This window comes from Microvirga sp. HBU67558 (assembly GCF_018069605.1).
In the GTDB taxonomy this organism is placed as follows: Bacteria; Pseudomonadota; Alphaproteobacteria; order Rhizobiales; family Beijerinckiaceae; genus Microvirga; species Microvirga terrae.
The window spans coordinates 1-15,030 of sequence record NZ_JAGPUP010000447.1 but is presented as its reverse complement, the minus strand read 5'-3'; the positions used below and the strand labels follow the sequence as shown (position 1 = coordinate 15,030).

Genomic DNA, 15,030 nt, shown 5'->3' with positions numbered 1-15,030 from the left:
GCGTTCACACCCACGTAGAAGCCCGTCCAGGTGAACACCGGAACAGCGGCAACAATCGGAGCCGGAGCGCGGCGGGACGGAAGGTCAGCAGCCATGGCGCCAGTGGCGAGGCCGAGGAGAGCAACCGAAGAGAGGAGGATCTTTTTCATTGGTCTTAGTCCATCTGTTAGAAGGATGTGACGCCGCTTGTAGCCCAGACTTGCCCGGGCGTCTGTCACTTTCCTGCCACAGTTGGGGCGAGAAGCAAAGCTTTTCGCGCCAGCCGCCGCTTGCGCCCCGAATTGACCCATTCGTCAGCGCATTCAAGACGCCTGTCGCCCAAAGCGAAGATAGAAATAGCGACCGTTTTTCAGCTACTTACCACAAAGGCAAGCCCGCAGTGCCGCGCCCGACGGGGCGGGTAACCAATCATTGACCATATCCTTGGGAAGCTTCGCAAGGCGCAGGCGGAACTATGGTTAATCCTGGTTCAGCCATAATTGGAGAGCGTGCGTGACCCGCTCCGGCTGCTCGAGCGTCGACAGATGTCCAGCCCCGGGAATCACAACGAGCGAGGCCCATTCGATCATCTCGGCCATCTCGCGGGCAATCTCGATCGGCGTGATGGCGTCGCCCTCCCCGACCAGCACCAGGGTCGGGATCTCGATCACTGGCAGGGAGATGCGGGAATCGGCGCGTGCCATGATCGCCCGCTGCTGCCGGATGTAAGCGTCGGGACCGGTGTCTCGCATCATGTCCAGCAGGACGGCCTGAAGATCCGCGTCGTTTCGGTGATCCGGATGCACCAAGCGGGGCCAGAGCGCAGCATGGATCTCCTCGAGTCGCCCAGCTTGGGCCAATGCGATCAACCGCTCGCGGTCCCGGCTCGCCTCCGGGATATCGGGCCGGGCGCTCGTATCGAGCAGGGCAAGCCGCTCCACCCGTTCCGGTGCCTGGCGCATGACTTCCATGGCGATGTAGCCGCCCATGGAAAGCCCTGCGAGCGCGAACCTGTCCGGCGCGGCGCGGAGGAGCCGCGACGCAATGGCGGCAATCGAATCATCGAGCGCATGCTCCGCCAGGACGATCGTGCGCCCCGCCCCGAGGGCAGCGATCTGGGGCTCGAAGAGCCGGGCTGTGCAGGCCAATCCGGGAATCAGAACGAGCGATTCTGCCATTCAAACCTTCCTTTTGTTGCCTTCTGGCAAGTTTCCCTGGATTGACAAGCGCATAGCTTATCTTATGGTCCGGCCACTCCTCAACTTGAGCAAGAGCCTCAGGTGAAACCAGACACGCGCCTGTTTGTTGCCGTAGAGCGCGGCCGGCACTTTTAGAGCGCGCCCAGCCCTCAACGGTAATTAGCATTCATGTCGTTCGCCGAACTCGGACTTAGCGATAAAGTTCAACAGGCCGTAGCAAGCGCCGGATATACGGAACCGACGCCCATTCAGGCCCAGGCCATTCCCCACGTCCTTTCCCGTCGCGACGTGCTGGGCATCGCACAGACCGGCACGGGCAAGACAGCGGCCTTCACGCTCCCGATGCTCACCCTGCTCGAATCCGGCAGGGCGCGGGCCCGCATGCCGCGCACGCTGATTCTCGAGCCGACCCGTGAGCTGGCCGCCCAGGTCGAGGACAACTTCGACAAATATGGGGTCAACCACCGTCTCTCCGTCGCCCTGCTGATAGGTGGCGTATCGTTCGGCGATCAGGACGCCAAGATCACCCGCGGTGTCGACGTGCTGATCGCGACCCCGGGCCGGCTGCTGGACCACTTCGAGCGCGGGAAGCTCCTGCTCACGGGTGTCGAGCTTCTGGTGATCGACGAAGCCGATCGGATGCTCGACATGGGCTTCATTCCCGATATTGAACGTATCGTGAAGCTCGTTCCGTTCACCCGCCAGACCCTGTTCTTCTCCGCCACGATGCCGCCGGAGATCCAGCGTCTGGCAGATGCCTTCCTTCACAACCCGGTGAAGGTGGAGGTTGCCCGCGCCGCCTCGACCGCTTCGACGATCACTCAGCGCCTGGTGGCGACCGGTCGCGAGGATTACGAGAAGCGCGAAACCCTGCGAGACCTGATTCGAAGCGCCACGGACCTGCAGAACGCCATCGTGTTCTGCAATCGCAAGCGCGACGTGGCCGTTCTCCATCGATCCTTGCAGAAGCACGGCTTCAGCGCCGTCGCCCTCCATGGCGACATGGACCAGCATGCCCGCATGGCGGCCCTCGACAGCTTCCGCACCGGAGAGACCCCCCTCCTGGTGGCGAGCGACGTGGCGGCCCGAGGCCTGGACATTCCGGCAGTCAGCCACGTGTTCAACTACGACGTCCCCCACCACGCCGAGGATTATGTCCACCGGATCGGCCGTACAGGCCGCGCCGGTCGGAGTGGCCAGTCCTTCACGCTGGTCGGTCCGAGCGACGAGAAATCCCTGTCCGCGATCGAGAAACTGATTGGCCAGCCGATCGAGTGGCAGGGCCCAACACTCGCCGAGCGTCCGCCGTCGGAAGGCTCGTCTCGCCGCCGCGGCGGCCGGGGAGAGGAGCGCTCGCGGGGCCGCAAGGTCAAGGTGCGGTCGTCGGAGCGGAGCCGTGGACGCACGGAGGAGCCTCGCGAAGAGGCCCCGGCCCCACGGGCCGTCCAGACTCCCCGCGAAGAGCAGCAGAGCCGCCGGCCTCGGCAGGAGCGCGGCGAGCGTTCCCCGGATCGGAGCCATCAGGGGCGCTCGCGGCGGGACGATGATGGAGACGAAAAGGTGATCGGGCTCGGCGATCACGTGCCGGCCTTCCTCATGCGACCTGTACTGGCCAAGAAAGCCAAGCAGGGCGACTAGGGCATCGGATCCGACGCTCAGCTCTTGGTTGGTGCATCGTTGAGTGCCGACCCGGAGGTCGGCACGACGGGCTATGTGACCGGCTTCGAGGCGGTCCTCCGGGACCTCTGCCCCGACGCAGTCCTGCCGGTTTTGCGAACCTTGGAGGCTTTCGCCCGCCGGGCAGCCGCCAGGGCCATTATCGCGAGTTCAGCCGCTTCGTCGGGGTCGTCGAGGGCCGATTCCGGCATGCGCCAGTAACTCGTCAGCGTCGTCCGGCCGTCCCGGGTCTGGAAGGTAAACGGCTGAGATCCCTGGGCACGGAAGAACCCGACGCTCTCCTCGTCAACCTTGAGATAGATCTCGTCGGACGCCACCAGGGCGAACATCAGCTCGCCCTGATATACCCCCTGGCCGCCGAACATCCGGCGGATGGAAACGGGTCCGAAACCGCGGAAGATGTCTCGGACATCCTCGGCATCCATGGATCACCCGGCCGACTGGAGTGCGGCGGGCGTTGCGGGCGTGATCGCCACCGACTCCCCGCAGCCGCATGCCGAGGTCTGGTTGGGGTTGTTGAAGACGAATTGGGACGACATCTTGGTCGTCTGGAAGTCCATTTCCGTGCCGAGCAGGAACAGCACGGCCTTGGGATCGATCAGGACGGTCACGCCCTTGTCCTCGACCACCTCGTCGAGCGGGCTGACGCTCTCCGCATATTCCATGGTGTAGGACATGCCGGCGCAGCCGCCGTTCTTGACGCCAACGCGAACGCCCACGATGGGACGGTCCGCCTTGCCGATGATGTCCTTGACGCGGTTCGCCGCCGCGTCGGTCAAGGTCACGACCTTGAAGCCGGGTAGTGCCATTAGCCTTCTCTCCTGGCAGCCGGGTTCAAGGCCCGGGCAGAACGAGTTCGATCCCTCATAGATAAGGGCTGAAACCTCAAACGTCGAGACCGTTCAGGGTTGCCCCAACGGCCGAGGTCGACCATATCGGGTCTACCCCATTCCCGAACACCGCCACAGTCCAAGGAGAGCAGATGCCGCATCACACGCCGCTGATATCAACCATTGTCGTCGGCCTCGTGTTGGCATTCGCTCTTGGAGCTGTAGCACACCGTTTCCGTCTTTCCCCCCTCATCGGGTACCTCCTCGCGGGGGTCCTCGCCGGCCCCTTCACCCCCGGCTACGTGGCCGATCAGGGACTGGCCAACCAGCTCGCCGAGATCGGCGTCATCCTCCTGATGTTCGGGGTCGGACTTCATTTCTCCCTGAAGGACCTCCTGTCCGTGAAGGCCATCGCGATTCCGGGCGCGGTGGTCCAGATCGCCAGCGCGACCGCTCTCGGCATCGGGCTCGCCTGGCTCATGGGCTGGAGCATCGGCGCCGGTCTCGTCTTCGGGCTGGCGCTCTCGGTGGCCAGTACCGTGGTGCTGCTGCGCGCCCTCCAGGAGCGCCGGCTCGTCGAGACCGAGCGCGGCCATATCGCCGTCGGATGGCTGATCGTCGAGGATCTGGCCATGGTCCTGACGCTCGTGCTGCTGCCCGCCTTCGCGGAGGCCGCGTCCAGCGCGTCGGCCGACCTCGAATCGATCGTCATCTCGCTGGGAATCACCCTCGGCAAGGTCGTGGCCTTCGTGGCGATCATGCTGATCGTCGGGCGCCGGGTGATTCCGTGGATTCTCCACTACGTGGCCCATACGGGCTCCCGTGAACTGTTCCGCCTCGCGGTCCTCGCCATCGCGCTCGGCGCAGCCTTCGGAGCGGCAGAGCTGTTCGGCGTGTCATTCGCGCTCGGGGCCTTCTTCGCCGGGATGGTCCTGAGCGAGTCCGAGCTCAGCCACCGGGCGGCGTCGGAAACCCTGCCCCTGCGCGATGCCTTCGCGGTGCTGTTCTTCGTCTCGGTCGGCATGCTGTTCGACCCGATGATCCTCATCAACGACTTTGGCCCGGTTCTGGCGACATTCCTGATCATCGTCGTCGGCAAGTCGCTCGCCGCTTTCGCCATCGTCCGGCTCTTCCGCCACCCGAACTCGACCGCGTTGACGATTGCCGCGAGCCTCGCCCAGATCGGCGAATTCTCCTTCATCCTCGCGGGCCTGGGCGTCGAACTCCAGCTCATGCCCGAGAAGGGACGCGACCTGGTCCTGGCCGGCGCCATCCTGTCGATCCTGATGAACCCCTTCCTCTTCAGCCTGCTCGACCGCTGGTCGTCGAGAAAGGAAACCGCAAGGGCGCAGGCGACGGCGGATGCCGCTGCGGCCGAGAAGGAGGCCCTCGCGGCCGAAAGGGCGGCTGCGGCCGCCGCCCAGGAACCTCTCTCCGTCACGCCCCTGACGGATCACGTAGTGCTCGTGGGTCACGGCCGGGTCGGCAAGTTCATCAGCCGAAAGCTGGCCTCCTCGGGAACACCGTTCCTGGTGGTCGAGATGGACAAGAACCAAGTGGCCGACCTGCAGAAGGACGGCCAGACGATCATCATGGGCAACGCCGCCGATCCCGAGGTGGCGGCAGCCGCCAACATCAGGGCGGCACGCTGCCTGCTCATCGCGATCCCGGACGCCTTCGAAAGCGGCCAGGTGGTCGAGCAGGCCCGGACGATCAATCCGGATCTGCCGATCATCGTGCGCGTGCATTCCGTGGCGCAAGAGGAGCATGTGGAGAGGTACGGCGCGACACGGGTCGTGATGGGCGAGCAGGAGATCGCCCGAGCCATGTTCGCGGCCGTTCCGGATGCCCCGCGCGAGCCTGTGCTGTCCTCCGTCGAGGAGGCGGACGAGATCGCCGACGACGATCAGGACGAGAGCTCCCCGCAGCGCCACCCTTCCGCAGCGCCCGACCGCCCGCAGGAACCGAAGCCCCTGCACGAGCCCGCCCGCCAACCCGAGCGGTGACGCCACAGAAATCGGGCGCAGGAAACGGGTCGGACCCCGAAGCGCGAGCTGTCATCCCGGTCCCGAGCACTCAGCTCATGAAGGGAAAGGGATTTCTGTGACCACACTCATGAATAAGACGGCCATCGTGACGGGTGCGAGCTCTGGGATTGGCCGCGCGACGGCCAGGTTGTTTGCCCAGGAGGGCGCGAACGTCATCGTCACGGCACGGCGATCCGACGCGCTCGAGGCGCTCGTCGGCGAGATCGAGAGGGACGGCGGACGGGCCATCGCGGTGGCCGGCGACATCAGGGACGAAGCTCTGGCCGAGAAACTCGTTCACGCGGCGATCCACCATTTCGGCGGGCTCGACATCGCCTTCAACAATGCGGGCACGAACGGCGAGATGGGCCCGACGCCCGGCCTGTCCCTCGCCGGCTGGAACGAGACGCTGGCGACCAACCTCACCGCGCCCTTCCTGGGGGCGAAGTACCAGATCCCGGCCATGCTCGACCGGGGCGGAGGCTCTCTCATCTTCACCTCGACCTTCGTCGGCTACACGGCCGGAATGCCGGGCGTCGCCGCCTACGCGGCCAGCAAGTCGGGGCTGATCGGGCTCACGCAGTCGCTTGCCAGCGAATTCGGGCCGAGAGGCGTCCGCGTGAACGCCCTGCTGCCCGGGGGCACCGATACGCCCCTGGCGGAGGCCTGGGTTGGTACGCCCGAGGCGCTGGCTTTCGTCGAGGGCCTGCACGCGCTGAAGCGCCGGGCGCGCCCCGAGGAGATCGCCCGATCGGCGCTGTACCTTGCCTCGGATGCCTCCAGCTTCACGACCGGAACGGCGCTCCTCGTCGACGGCGGCGTCTCCATCAACCGGACGTGACGCCCTGGCAACCCGGAAATGCAGATGGCCGGGACGCGCCCGGCCATCACACTCAGATCCGAAAGGCGAACCCGACGGGTCTACCACATGTCGAGGGCGACGCGGGCCTCGTCGGACATGCGGCTCTGGTCCCACGGCGGATCGAACACCATGCTGACCTTGACGCTCTGAACCCCCTGGACGGTGGATACGGCGTTCTCCACCCAGCCCGGCATCTCGCCGGCCACGGGGCAGCCCGGGGCCGTCAGGGTCATGTCGATGGCGACGTTTCGGTCGTCGTCGATGTCGACCCGGTAGATCAGGCCGAGCTCGTAGATGTCGGCCGGAATTTCGGGATCATAGACGGTTTTCAGCGCCGCGACGATGTCGTCCGTCATGCGGTCGAGTTCCTCCGGCGGGATCCCAGAGCCGGGAGACACCTGCGGCGCGTTGGTCGGAGATAGGTCGTTCACAGGTCAATCCTCACGCGAACAGGGCTTCCGCCTTCTGCAGGGCGTCCGCCAGCTTATCGACTTCTTGCATGGTGTTGTAGAGGCCAAAGGACGCGCGGCAGGTCGAGGTTGCGCCGAAACGCTCCAGGAGCGGCATGGCGCAGTGGGTGCCCGCGCGAACCGCCACGCCCTGCCGGTCGATGACGGTGGCGACGTCATGGGCGTGCGCATTCTTCATCTCGAAGGCCAGGATCGCGCCCTTCCCCCTGGCGCGACCGATGATGCGCACCGAATTCATGGCGCCGAGGCGCTCGTGGGCATAGGCCGACAGCGCGGACTCGTGCGCCTGAATGTTCTCACGGCCGAGCTGAATCATGAACCGCAGGGCCGCGTCGAGGCCGATGGCCTCGATGATCGGGGGAGTGCCCGCCTCGAACCGGTGCGGCGGGTCGTTGTAGGTGATCGCGTCCTGGCGCACCTCGCGGATCATCTCGCCTCCTCCCGAATAGGGCGGCAGCTTCGCGAGCCATTCGCGCTTGCCGTAGAGAACCCCTATGCCGGTCGGCCCATAGACCTTGTGGCCGGTGAACACGTAGAAATCCGCGTCCAGATCGCGCACATCGACCTGCAGGTGCACGGCTCCCTGGGCGCCGTCGATCAGAACCGGCACGCCATGGGCATGGGCGATGCGAACGATCTCCTTCGCGGGCGTCACGGTGCCCAGCACGTTCGACATGTGGGTGATGGCGACGATCTTGGTCCGCGGCGTGAAGAGCTTCTCGAACTCCTCGACGAGGAAGTTGCCGTCGTCATCCACCGGCGCCCATTTGATGACCGCACCCTTCCGCTCACGCAGGAAGTGCCAGGGCACGATGTTGGAATGGTGCTCCATAATGGAGAGGATGATCTCGTCGCCCTCCCCGATGCCGAGGCGTCCGAAGGAATCCGCCACGAGGTTGTAGGCTTCGGTGGCCGATTTGGTGAAGACGATCTCGTCGACCGACTCGGCGTTGAGGAAGTCCCGCACGGTTTCACGCGCGCGCTCGAACCCCTCGGTCGCCACGTTCGCCATGTGATGGAGGCCGCGATGAACGTTGGCGTAGCCGGTCTGCATCGTGTTGACCATCGCGTCGATCACCGCGCGCGGCTTCTGGGCCGACGCAGCGTTGTCCAGGTAGACCAGCGGCTTGCCATAGACCTCTTGCGCCAGGATCGGGAACTCCGCCCGGATGGCTTCGACGTCGTATGGCTTCACAGGTGCGTTCATTGCCGTTTTCTCTCCACCACCGTCATCGCCGGCCTCGTGCCGGTGATCCCGATGATGAGACGCGCTGCGCCCCACCGAACCGGGATGGCCGGCACGAGGCCGGCCATGACGCGTTGAGTTCCTTTACGCCCGAGCCTTCAGCCAGCTCTCGACCGTCTCGACGAGCGCCTCGCGGGCGGGCTCGTTCTCGACGAACTCCAGCGCCTCACCCAGGAAGGCCTGAACCAGGAGGCTTTCGGCTTCCTTCTTCGGCAGCCCGCGCGCCATGAGGTAGAACAGGAGATCCTCGTCGAGCTGACCACAGGTGGCCCCGTGGGCGCACTGCACGTCGTCGGCGAAAATTTCGAGCTCCGGCTTGTTGTTCATGGAGCCGCCCTCTTCGAGGAGGAGCGCCGCCGACATCATGCGGCCGTCGGTCTTCTGGGCATGATGCGGAACGATGATCTTGCCCTGGAAAACTCCGGTCGCCTCGTTGTCGATCACGGTCTTGAACAGCTCGCGGCTTTCGCAATGGGGAGCCCCGTGCTCGACCACGAGGGTCGAATCGCCGAGCTGGGAACCCTTCAGCATCGTCGCGCCGTTGACGCGCAGATTCGTGTTCTCGCCGTTCAGAACGGCGAAAACCTGGTGCCGCGAGGTTGCGGCGCCCGCCACCACGTTGATGCTGTTGAAGACGGCGTCACCCCCGATCTTGACCGCCAGGGTGGACAGAGCCAGCGTCCTGTCGCCCTCGGCGTTGACGCGCACGTGCTGAACGTTGGTGCGGTCGCCCGCGATCACCTCGACTACGTCGTTCGGCTGATGGTTGGCCCTGTCGGTGCTCTCGTGCGTTTCGAGCAGGGTCACGGACGCGCCCTCCTCGACGACCACGAGCACGCGGGTCGCCGTGGCGACGGCCGAGTTCGCCGCCGTCACGAAGCGCAGATGGACCGGCGTGTCGACCGGACCGGCGATCCGGATCATCACCCCATCGGCCATGAAGGAGGTGTTCAGCTGATAGACCGGGTTATCGTTCGCCCACGGCACCGGGCTTAAGTGCGCCAGCCAGTCGTGGCCGTTCGTCAGCGCTTCAGCCAGGGGCACGATCTCGACGTTGTCCGGTAGGCCGGGGAAGTCCACCGCGGCGCGAACGAAGTGACCGTTCACGAAGGGAACCTGCAGAGCCTCGACTTCCTTGAGCGCCTTCGCGCCCTCGAGAGCGGATCTGGCCTCGTCGGCTGACGGTGCGACGGCGAACGGCGCGATCTCGCGCAGGAGCGCCCGCAGGTCGGTGTACTTGAACTCCTCGACCCGGCGGTGCGGCAGACCGCGCGAGTTGAATTGCTCGAAGGCCTGAGCCCGCGACTCCCCGGTACCGGGAAGCGTCGTCTTGGCGCTCTCGAAAGCCTGCGCCAGCGCAGTTTCCGCCGGCGTCTTCATGAGAGTGACGTCAGCCATGTTACGCGGCCTCGGTTTCGCGGTAGTCGGCGTAGCCGTTCGCCTCGAGTTCGAGCGCCAGCTCCTTGCCGCCCGACTTCACGATGCGGCCCGCATGCATCACGTGCACGGTATCCGGCACAATGTGGTTTAGGAGGCGCTGGTAATGGGTGATGACCAGGAAGGCGCGGTCGGGCGAGCGGAGCGCGTTCACGCCCTCGGACACGATGCGCAGCGCGTCGATGTCGAGGCCGGAATCCGTCTCGTCCAGGATGCAGAAGGACGGCTGGAGCAGCGCCATCTGCAGGATCTCCATGCGCTTCTTCTCGCCGCCGGAGAAGCCGACATTGAGGGCGCGCTTGAGCATGTCTTTCGGGATTTCGAGCTGGGTGGCTGCGGCGTTGACGCGCTTGATGAAGTCCGGCGTGGTCAGCTCCTGCTCGCCGCGCGCCTTGCGCTGGGCGTTGAGGGTGGCCTTCAGGAACGTCATCGAAGCGACCCCGGGGATCTCCAGCGGATACTGGAAGGCCAGGAACACGCCAGCGGCGGCGCGCTGGTCCGGCTCCATCTCGAGCAGGTTCTGGCCGTCGAGCAGGATCTCGCCGTCAAGGACCTCGTAGTCCTCCTTGCCGGCGATCACGTAGGACAGGGTCGACTTGCCCGAGCCGTTGGGCCCCATGATGGCGGCGACCTCACCCTTATTCACCGTGAGGTTGAGGCCATTGAGAATGCGCTTGTCCTCGATCTGGACGACCAGGTTCTTGATTTCGAGCATCTGAATATTCCGTTGTTTGCGCGTGGATGGCCGGATCGAGTCCGGCCATGACGGGCTTTGAAGCTATCGCGTCGCGCCCGGGCTTCTGCCCTGGGCATCCACGTCCCGTTTCCTGAATTAACCGACCGAGCCTTCCAGCGAGATCGAGATCAGCTTCTGCGCCTCGACGGCGAACTCCATGGGGAGCTGCTGCAGAACGTCCTTCACGAAGCCGTTCACGATGAGCGCCGTCGCCTCCTCTTCCGAGAGGCCGCGCTGCTGGCAATAGAACATCTGATCTTCCGAGATCTTCGATGTGGTCGCCTCGTGCTCGAACACCGCGGTGGCATTCTTCGACTCGATATAGGGTACCGTGTGCGCGCCGCACTGGTTGCCGATGAGGAGGGAGTCGCAGTTCGTGAAGTTGCGCGCGCCGGTCGCCTTGCGGTGAGCCGACACGAGGCCGCGATAGGTGTTCTCGGACTTGCCCGCCGCGATTCCCTTCGAGATGATCCGGCTCGTGGTGTTCTTGCCCAGATGGATCATCTTGGTGCCGGAATCGACCTGCTGCTTTCCGTTCGACACGGCGATCGAGTAGAACTCTCCGCGCGAGTTGTCGCCGCGCAGGATGCAGGACGGATACTTCCAGGTGATCGCGGAGCCCGTCTCCACCTGCGTCCAGGTGATGACCGAGTTCCTGCCGCGGCAATCGCCGCGCTTGGTCACGAAGTTGTAGATGCCTCCCCGGCCCTCGGCATCGCCCGGATACCAGTTCTGGACCGTCGAATACTTGATCTCGGCATCGTCGAGGGCGATCAGCTCGACCACGGCGGCGTGGAGCTGGTTCTCGTCGCGCTTCGGAGCCGTGCAGCCCTCGAGATAGGACACGTAGGAGCCCTTGTCGGCGATGATGAGCGTCCGCTCGAACTGGCCGGTGTTTTTCTCGTTGATGCGGAAGTAGGTCGACAGCTCCATCGGGCAGCGCACGCCCGGCGGGATGTAGACGAACGAACCGTCCGTGAAGACGGCCGAGTTCAGGGTGGCGAAGAAATTGTCCGTCACCGGCACGACCGAGCCGAGATACTGGCGCACGAGGTCCGGATATTCCCGGATCGCCTCGGAGATCGGCATGAAGATCACGCCCGCCTTCGCAAGCTCCTCCTTGAAGGTCGTGGCGACCGACACGCTGTCGAACACCGCGTCCACGGCGACCCGGCGCTCCGGCTCGACGCCGGCCAGGATCTCCTGCTCCCGCAGCGGGATGCCAAGCTTCTCGTAGGTCTTGAGGATCTCGGGATCGACCTCGTCGAGGGACTTCGGCGCCGGGTTCTTCTTCGGCGCGGCATAGTAGTAGATGTCGTTATAGTCGATCTTGTCGTACGACACGCGCGCCCAGTTCGGCTCCTTCATGGTGAGCCAGCGCTTATAAGCGTCGAGCCGCCACTGGAGCATCCACTCCGGCTCGCCCTTCTTGCCCGAGATGAACCGGATGACGTCCTCGGAGAGCCCCTTCGGGGCCTTCTCCATCTCGACTTCGGTCTCGAAGCCGTACTTGTACTGATCGACATCGATCAGACGAACCTGATCGATCGTTTCCTGCACTGCAGGCATTCGTCTCTCCCACCGCTCACGGCTTCAAGGGCCGCGGGTTGATGACATGGAACGCGATACGGTCTGTCAGGCCGCGCTCGCCTTCCGCTTATATAAGGTGCCGACCACCCGTTCGCACGCCTCCGCGAAGCGGATTAAGTCCTCTTGTGTGGTCGTCCACCCCAAACTCACACGCAAAACGCCCTCGGCCAGGGCGGGCTCGACCCCCATGGCGTCGAGCACATGCGATCGCTTGACCTTTCCGGACGAGCAGGCCGAACCGGACGATAGGGCCACCCCCGCCAGATCGAAGGCGATCAACGCCGTCTCGGCCCTGAGGCCGGGTATGGCAAAGGCGAAGGTATTAGGCAACCTTTCCGCAGCGGAAGACACAACAAGTGCATCGGGCGCGACCCGCCGGACCCGCGCCTCGGCGTCGTCCCGCAGCGCCCGAACACGGCGGGCTTCCTGCTCCAGGCTGGCCAGAGCCAGCTCGGCCGCAGCCCCGAAGCCCGCAATGGCCGCCACGTTCTCGGTGCCGGCCCGGACACCCTTCTCCTGGCCGCCGCCACGGAGCAGCCTGTCGGCGATCTCCAACTGGTCCGAGGCCAGAATCACCGCCCCGGTCCCCTTGGGACCGCCGATCTTGTGGGCGGAGAGCGTCATCGCATCGACGCCCAGTTCGGCCATGTCGACCCGGATCTTGCCGGCCGCCTGAACCGCATCGGTGTGGATCAGTCCGCCATGCTCGTGGACCAGCCGGGCGGCGTCGGACACGGGCTGCACCACGCCGGTTTCGTTGTTGGCAAGCTGAACCGAGACCAGAACCCGCTCGTCGCCTGCTTTCCCCAAGTGGGCCTTGAGCCAGGCCAGATCAAGGACGCCATGCTGGTCGACAGGGACGGTTTCGACCGCCTCGAAGGGGAAGCGGTGACCCTTGAGCACACAGGGGTGTTCAGTCGCGCCGACGAGGAGCCTCCCGGCCCCTTTCTGCCCCAAACTGCGGAAGCCCGGGGTCAGGACGAGATTGGCCGCCTCGGTCCCGCCGCTCGTGAACACGACGTTCTTCGCCTTGGCACCGACGAGCCCCGCCACCTTCTCGCGGGCCTTCTCGATCTCGGCCCGGGCGGCGCGCCCCTCCGCATGGACCGACGAGGCGTTTCCCGGAAGCTGGAGCGCGCGCAGGACAGCCTCGGCGACCTCGGGCCGGACGGGCGAGGTCGCGTTATGGTCCAGATATGTGCGCTGGCCGGGAGCCATAGCTGCTTGGAGCCTCACGAAATTCTTGCAATCGACCCTGGTTGCCGTGCTAAAGCACCCCAACCACATCTGTCCCATGTTTCTCCCCATGCCCGTCGATGCACGGATTCATGAAACATTGGAACACTTTAGAATGGTTCTAAGGGTTCTTTTATGAGGAACCGCGGCCTGGAGTCAAGGTCGCCCGCCGTTTTCCCCCTTCATCAGGAGGGGCGCTCAAGAGGTTCGCGTATATGCCTGAAGTCATCTTCACGGGTCCTGCCGGTCGCATCGAGGGACGCTACCAGCCTGCCAAGGAGAAGGGCGCTCCCATCGCCATCATCCTGCACCCGCACCCGCAATTCGGCGGGACGATGAACAACCAGATCGTCTACAACCTGTACTATGACTTCGTGAAGCGCGGCTTTTCGGTCCTGCGCTTCAACTTCCGCGGCGTCGGCCGCAGCCAGGGAGCCTTCGACCATGGTCAGGGTGAGCTCTCCGACGCTGCAGCGGCCCTGGACTGGGCCCAGGCCATGAACCCGGACGCCCGCGCCTGCTGGATCGCCGGCGTCTCCTTCGGCGCCTGGATCGGCATGCAGCTCCTCATGCGCCGCCCTGAGATCGAAGGCTTCATCTCGATCGCCGCGATGGCGAACCGCTACGATTTCTCGTTCCTCGCCCCCTGCCCGTCCTCCGGACTTTTCGTGCACGGCTCGGAGGACCGGGTCGCCCCGGTGAAGGACGTGGTCAGCGTCATCGAGAAGGTGAAGACCCAGAAGGGCGTGAAGCTCGAACATGCCGTGATCGACGGCGCCAACCACTTCTTCGACGGTCGGGTCGACGAGCTGATGGTGGCCGTGGACGAGTACCTGGACAAGCGCCTCGGCACCACGGAAGAGGCGGCTTGAGACTTGAGCCCGGCAACGGGAATAAGCGGCTGACGAAGCAATCGATGTCCCATCAGCAAAAAGGCGCGACCCTTCGGTCGCGCCTTTTTCTGTTTTCATGATCTGCTGCCTTTCAGCGGCAGCGTCCAGTCGCCAGTTCATCTCTCGACTTTGGCAAACCTCACCGCCGCCTGCGGGCCAAGCGCTTGGCTTACCAGATCAGGAAGTCGATTGCGATAACATTGCGACAGGATCCGTCACGTGCGAGAGCGCATACATGATGAACAGGCGAGCGTGCATGGTGGGACTTTGCAGCGGGCAATCATCAGGTCGTTCTCGTCTCGGGACATCGATGGGACCAAGTATTCCTGCGAATGAAAAGGCGCAGCCGATGCTGCGCCTTTTCATACCAAATCGGCTTCGAGCCAATTGTCTCGTACCTAGTGCGCAGTGGCCTACATGACGAGGAAGTTCGCCGCGCTGAGAGTGGTCCCGGCGGCGAGCATCGCGAACTTGATTGCTGCCACGCCGCCCGAGCCGTCGACGTCGTAGAACAGCTCGCCGGTGGACTGGACGTACAGGATGTGGTGATCGAAGCTCGTGGCCGCGCCCAGGCTGAAAGAGGCGCTCGAGAGAGCCCCTGAACCCACGTCCATGAACACGTTGCGGCTGAGCACGATCCGGTCGCCCTCCGCGGCCGAGAAGTCCTGGATCGTGTCCACGTTGCCCGCACCCAGGCCCGTGCTGAACCGGAACGTGTCCGCCCCCGCCCCGCCGTTCAGCACGTCGCAGCCGAAGCCGCTGTCGAGGAGGTCGTCGCCGGCACCCCCGAACAGGTAGTCGCCGCCGCCCCGGCCGTACAGGGTGTCGTTGCCGCCCTCACCGTAGAG

Annotated in this window: 13 protein-coding genes and 1 pseudogene; 4 read left to right on the top strand and 10 right to left on the bottom strand. The window is 64.9% G+C overall.

Annotated elements, in window-relative coordinates:
- Positions 1-458 precede the first annotated feature (458 nt).
- Positions 459-1,157 (bottom strand): alpha/beta fold hydrolase, encoded by a 699-nt coding sequence (locus KBI52_RS05625; protein ID WP_210805970.1) that lies wholly within the window; start codon positions 1,155-1,157, stop codon positions 459-461.
- Positions 1,158-1,346: 189 nt separating this feature from the next.
- Here KBI52_RS05625 and KBI52_RS05620 point away from each other — a divergent pair, with 189 nt between their 5' ends.
- Complete coding sequence (locus KBI52_RS05620) at positions 1,347-2,816, top strand: DEAD/DEAH box helicase (RefSeq protein WP_210805968.1); 1,470 nt, start codon at positions 1,347-1,349, stop codon at positions 2,814-2,816.
- 71 nt (positions 2,817-2,887) lie between these two features.
- On the opposite strand, the gene KBI52_RS05615 is transcribed toward KBI52_RS05620, so the two are convergent.
- Positions 2,888-3,280 (bottom strand): TfoX/Sxy family protein, encoded by a 393-nt coding sequence (locus tag KBI52_RS05615; RefSeq protein ID WP_210805966.1) that lies wholly within the window; start codon positions 3,278-3,280, stop codon positions 2,888-2,890.
- Positions 3,281-3,283: 3 nt separating this feature from the next.
- Positions 3,284-3,664 carry an iron-sulfur cluster assembly accessory protein gene (locus tag KBI52_RS05610; protein ID WP_173945216.1) on the bottom strand — a complete coding sequence of 127 codons (381 nt, stop codon included), beginning with the start codon at positions 3,662-3,664 and terminating at the stop codon, positions 3,284-3,286.
- Between the two features lie 173 nt (positions 3,665-3,837).
- Here KBI52_RS05610 and ybaL point away from each other — a divergent pair, with 173 nt between their 5' ends.
- Positions 3,838-5,691: a YbaL family putative K(+) efflux transporter gene (ybaL, locus tag KBI52_RS05605; protein ID WP_210805964.1), complete on the top strand. Its 1,854-nt coding sequence runs from the start codon at positions 3,838-3,840 to the stop codon at positions 5,689-5,691.
- A gap of 97 nt (positions 5,692-5,788) precedes the next feature.
- Entirely contained in the window at positions 5,789-6,553 is a 765-nt protein-coding gene (locus KBI52_RS05600) for an SDR family oxidoreductase (protein ID WP_173945214.1), read from the top strand.
- Positions 6,554-6,633: 80 nt separating this feature from the next.
- On the opposite strand, the gene KBI52_RS05595 is transcribed toward KBI52_RS05600, so the two are convergent.
- The 6 genes from KBI52_RS05595 to KBI52_RS05570 form a co-directional block, all read right to left on the bottom strand.
- Positions 6,634-6,930 carry an SUF system Fe-S cluster assembly protein gene (locus KBI52_RS05595; RefSeq protein WP_371823118.1) on the bottom strand — a complete coding sequence of 99 codons (297 nt, stop codon included), beginning with the start codon at positions 6,928-6,930 and terminating at the stop codon, positions 6,634-6,636.
- 85 nt (positions 6,931-7,015) lie between these two features.
- Positions 7,016-8,251 carry a cysteine desulfurase gene (locus KBI52_RS05590; RefSeq protein ID WP_210805962.1) on the bottom strand — a complete coding sequence of 412 codons (1,236 nt, stop codon included), beginning with the start codon at positions 8,249-8,251 and terminating at the stop codon, positions 7,016-7,018.
- Positions 8,252-8,374: 123 nt separating this feature from the next.
- Positions 8,375-9,688: a Fe-S cluster assembly protein SufD gene (sufD, locus tag KBI52_RS05585; protein WP_210805960.1), complete on the bottom strand. Its 1,314-nt coding sequence runs from the start codon at positions 9,686-9,688 to the stop codon at positions 8,375-8,377.
- Position 9,689: 1 nt separating this feature from the next.
- A complete protein-coding gene (gene sufC, locus KBI52_RS05580; RefSeq protein ID WP_173945210.1) occupies positions 9,690-10,442 on the bottom strand; it encodes a Fe-S cluster assembly ATPase SufC in 753 nt (250 codons plus the stop codon).
- Positions 10,443-10,559: 117 nt separating this feature from the next.
- Complete coding sequence (sufB, locus tag KBI52_RS05575) at positions 10,560-12,032, bottom strand: Fe-S cluster assembly protein SufB (protein WP_173945209.1); 1,473 nt, start codon at positions 12,030-12,032, stop codon at positions 10,560-10,562.
- A 66-nt stretch (positions 12,033-12,098) separates the two neighbouring features.
- Positions 12,099-13,271 carry a cysteine desulfurase family protein gene (locus tag KBI52_RS05570; RefSeq protein ID WP_210805972.1) on the bottom strand — a complete coding sequence of 391 codons (1,173 nt, stop codon included), beginning with the start codon at positions 13,269-13,271 and terminating at the stop codon, positions 12,099-12,101.
- A 233-nt stretch (positions 13,272-13,504) separates the two neighbouring features.
- On the opposite strand from KBI52_RS05570, the gene KBI52_RS05565 reads away from it, so the two are divergent.
- Positions 13,505-14,161, top strand: a complete 657-nt coding sequence (locus KBI52_RS05565; RefSeq protein WP_173945208.1) for an alpha/beta hydrolase — start codon at positions 13,505-13,507, stop codon at positions 14,159-14,161.
- Between the two features lie 434 nt (positions 14,162-14,595).
- Here KBI52_RS05565 and KBI52_RS05560 read toward each other — a convergent pair.
- Positions 14,596-15,030 (bottom strand): annotated as a pseudogene (locus tag KBI52_RS05560) (calcium-binding protein); the annotation flags it as partial.

What these genes read in the sequence shown, in the direction of transcription:
- KBI52_RS05625 (WP_210805970.1), bottom strand. Translation starts at nt 1,157, where the DNA reads ATGGCAGAATCGCTCGTTCTGATTCCCGGATTGGCCTGCACAGCCCGG.
- KBI52_RS05620 (WP_210805968.1), top strand. Translation starts at nt 1,347, where the DNA reads ATGTCGTTCGCCGAACTCGGACTTAGCGATAAAGTTCAACAGGCCGTA.
- KBI52_RS05615 (WP_210805966.1), bottom strand. Translation starts at nt 3,280, where the DNA reads ATGGATGCCGAGGATGTCCGAGACATCTTCCGCGGTTTCGGACCCGTT.
- KBI52_RS05610 (WP_173945216.1), bottom strand. Translation starts at nt 3,664, where the DNA reads ATGGCACTACCCGGCTTCAAGGTCGTGACCTTGACCGACGCGGCGGCG.
- ybaL (WP_210805964.1), top strand. Translation starts at nt 3,838, where the DNA reads ATGCCGCATCACACGCCGCTGATATCAACCATTGTCGTCGGCCTCGTG.
- KBI52_RS05595 (WP_371823118.1), bottom strand. Translation starts at nt 6,930, where the DNA reads ATGACGGACGACATCGTCGCGGCGCTGAAAACCGTCTATGATCCCGAA.
- KBI52_RS05590 (WP_210805962.1), bottom strand. Translation starts at nt 8,251, where the DNA reads ATGAACGCACCTGTGAAGCCATACGACGTCGAAGCCATCCGGGCGGAG.
- sufD (WP_210805960.1), bottom strand. Translation starts at nt 9,688, where the DNA reads ATGGCTGACGTCACTCTCATGAAGACGCCGGCGGAAACTGCGCTGGCG.
- sufC (WP_173945210.1), bottom strand. Translation starts at nt 10,442, where the DNA reads ATGCTCGAAATCAAGAACCTGGTCGTCCAGATCGAGGACAAGCGCATT.
- sufB (WP_173945209.1), bottom strand. Translation starts at nt 12,032, where the DNA reads ATGCCTGCAGTGCAGGAAACGATCGATCAGGTTCGTCTGATCGATGTC.
- KBI52_RS05570 (WP_210805972.1), bottom strand. Translation starts at nt 13,271, where the DNA reads ATGGCTCCCGGCCAGCGCACATATCTGGACCATAACGCGACCTCGCCC.
- KBI52_RS05565 (WP_173945208.1), top strand. Translation starts at nt 13,505, where the DNA reads ATGCCTGAAGTCATCTTCACGGGTCCTGCCGGTCGCATCGAGGGACGC.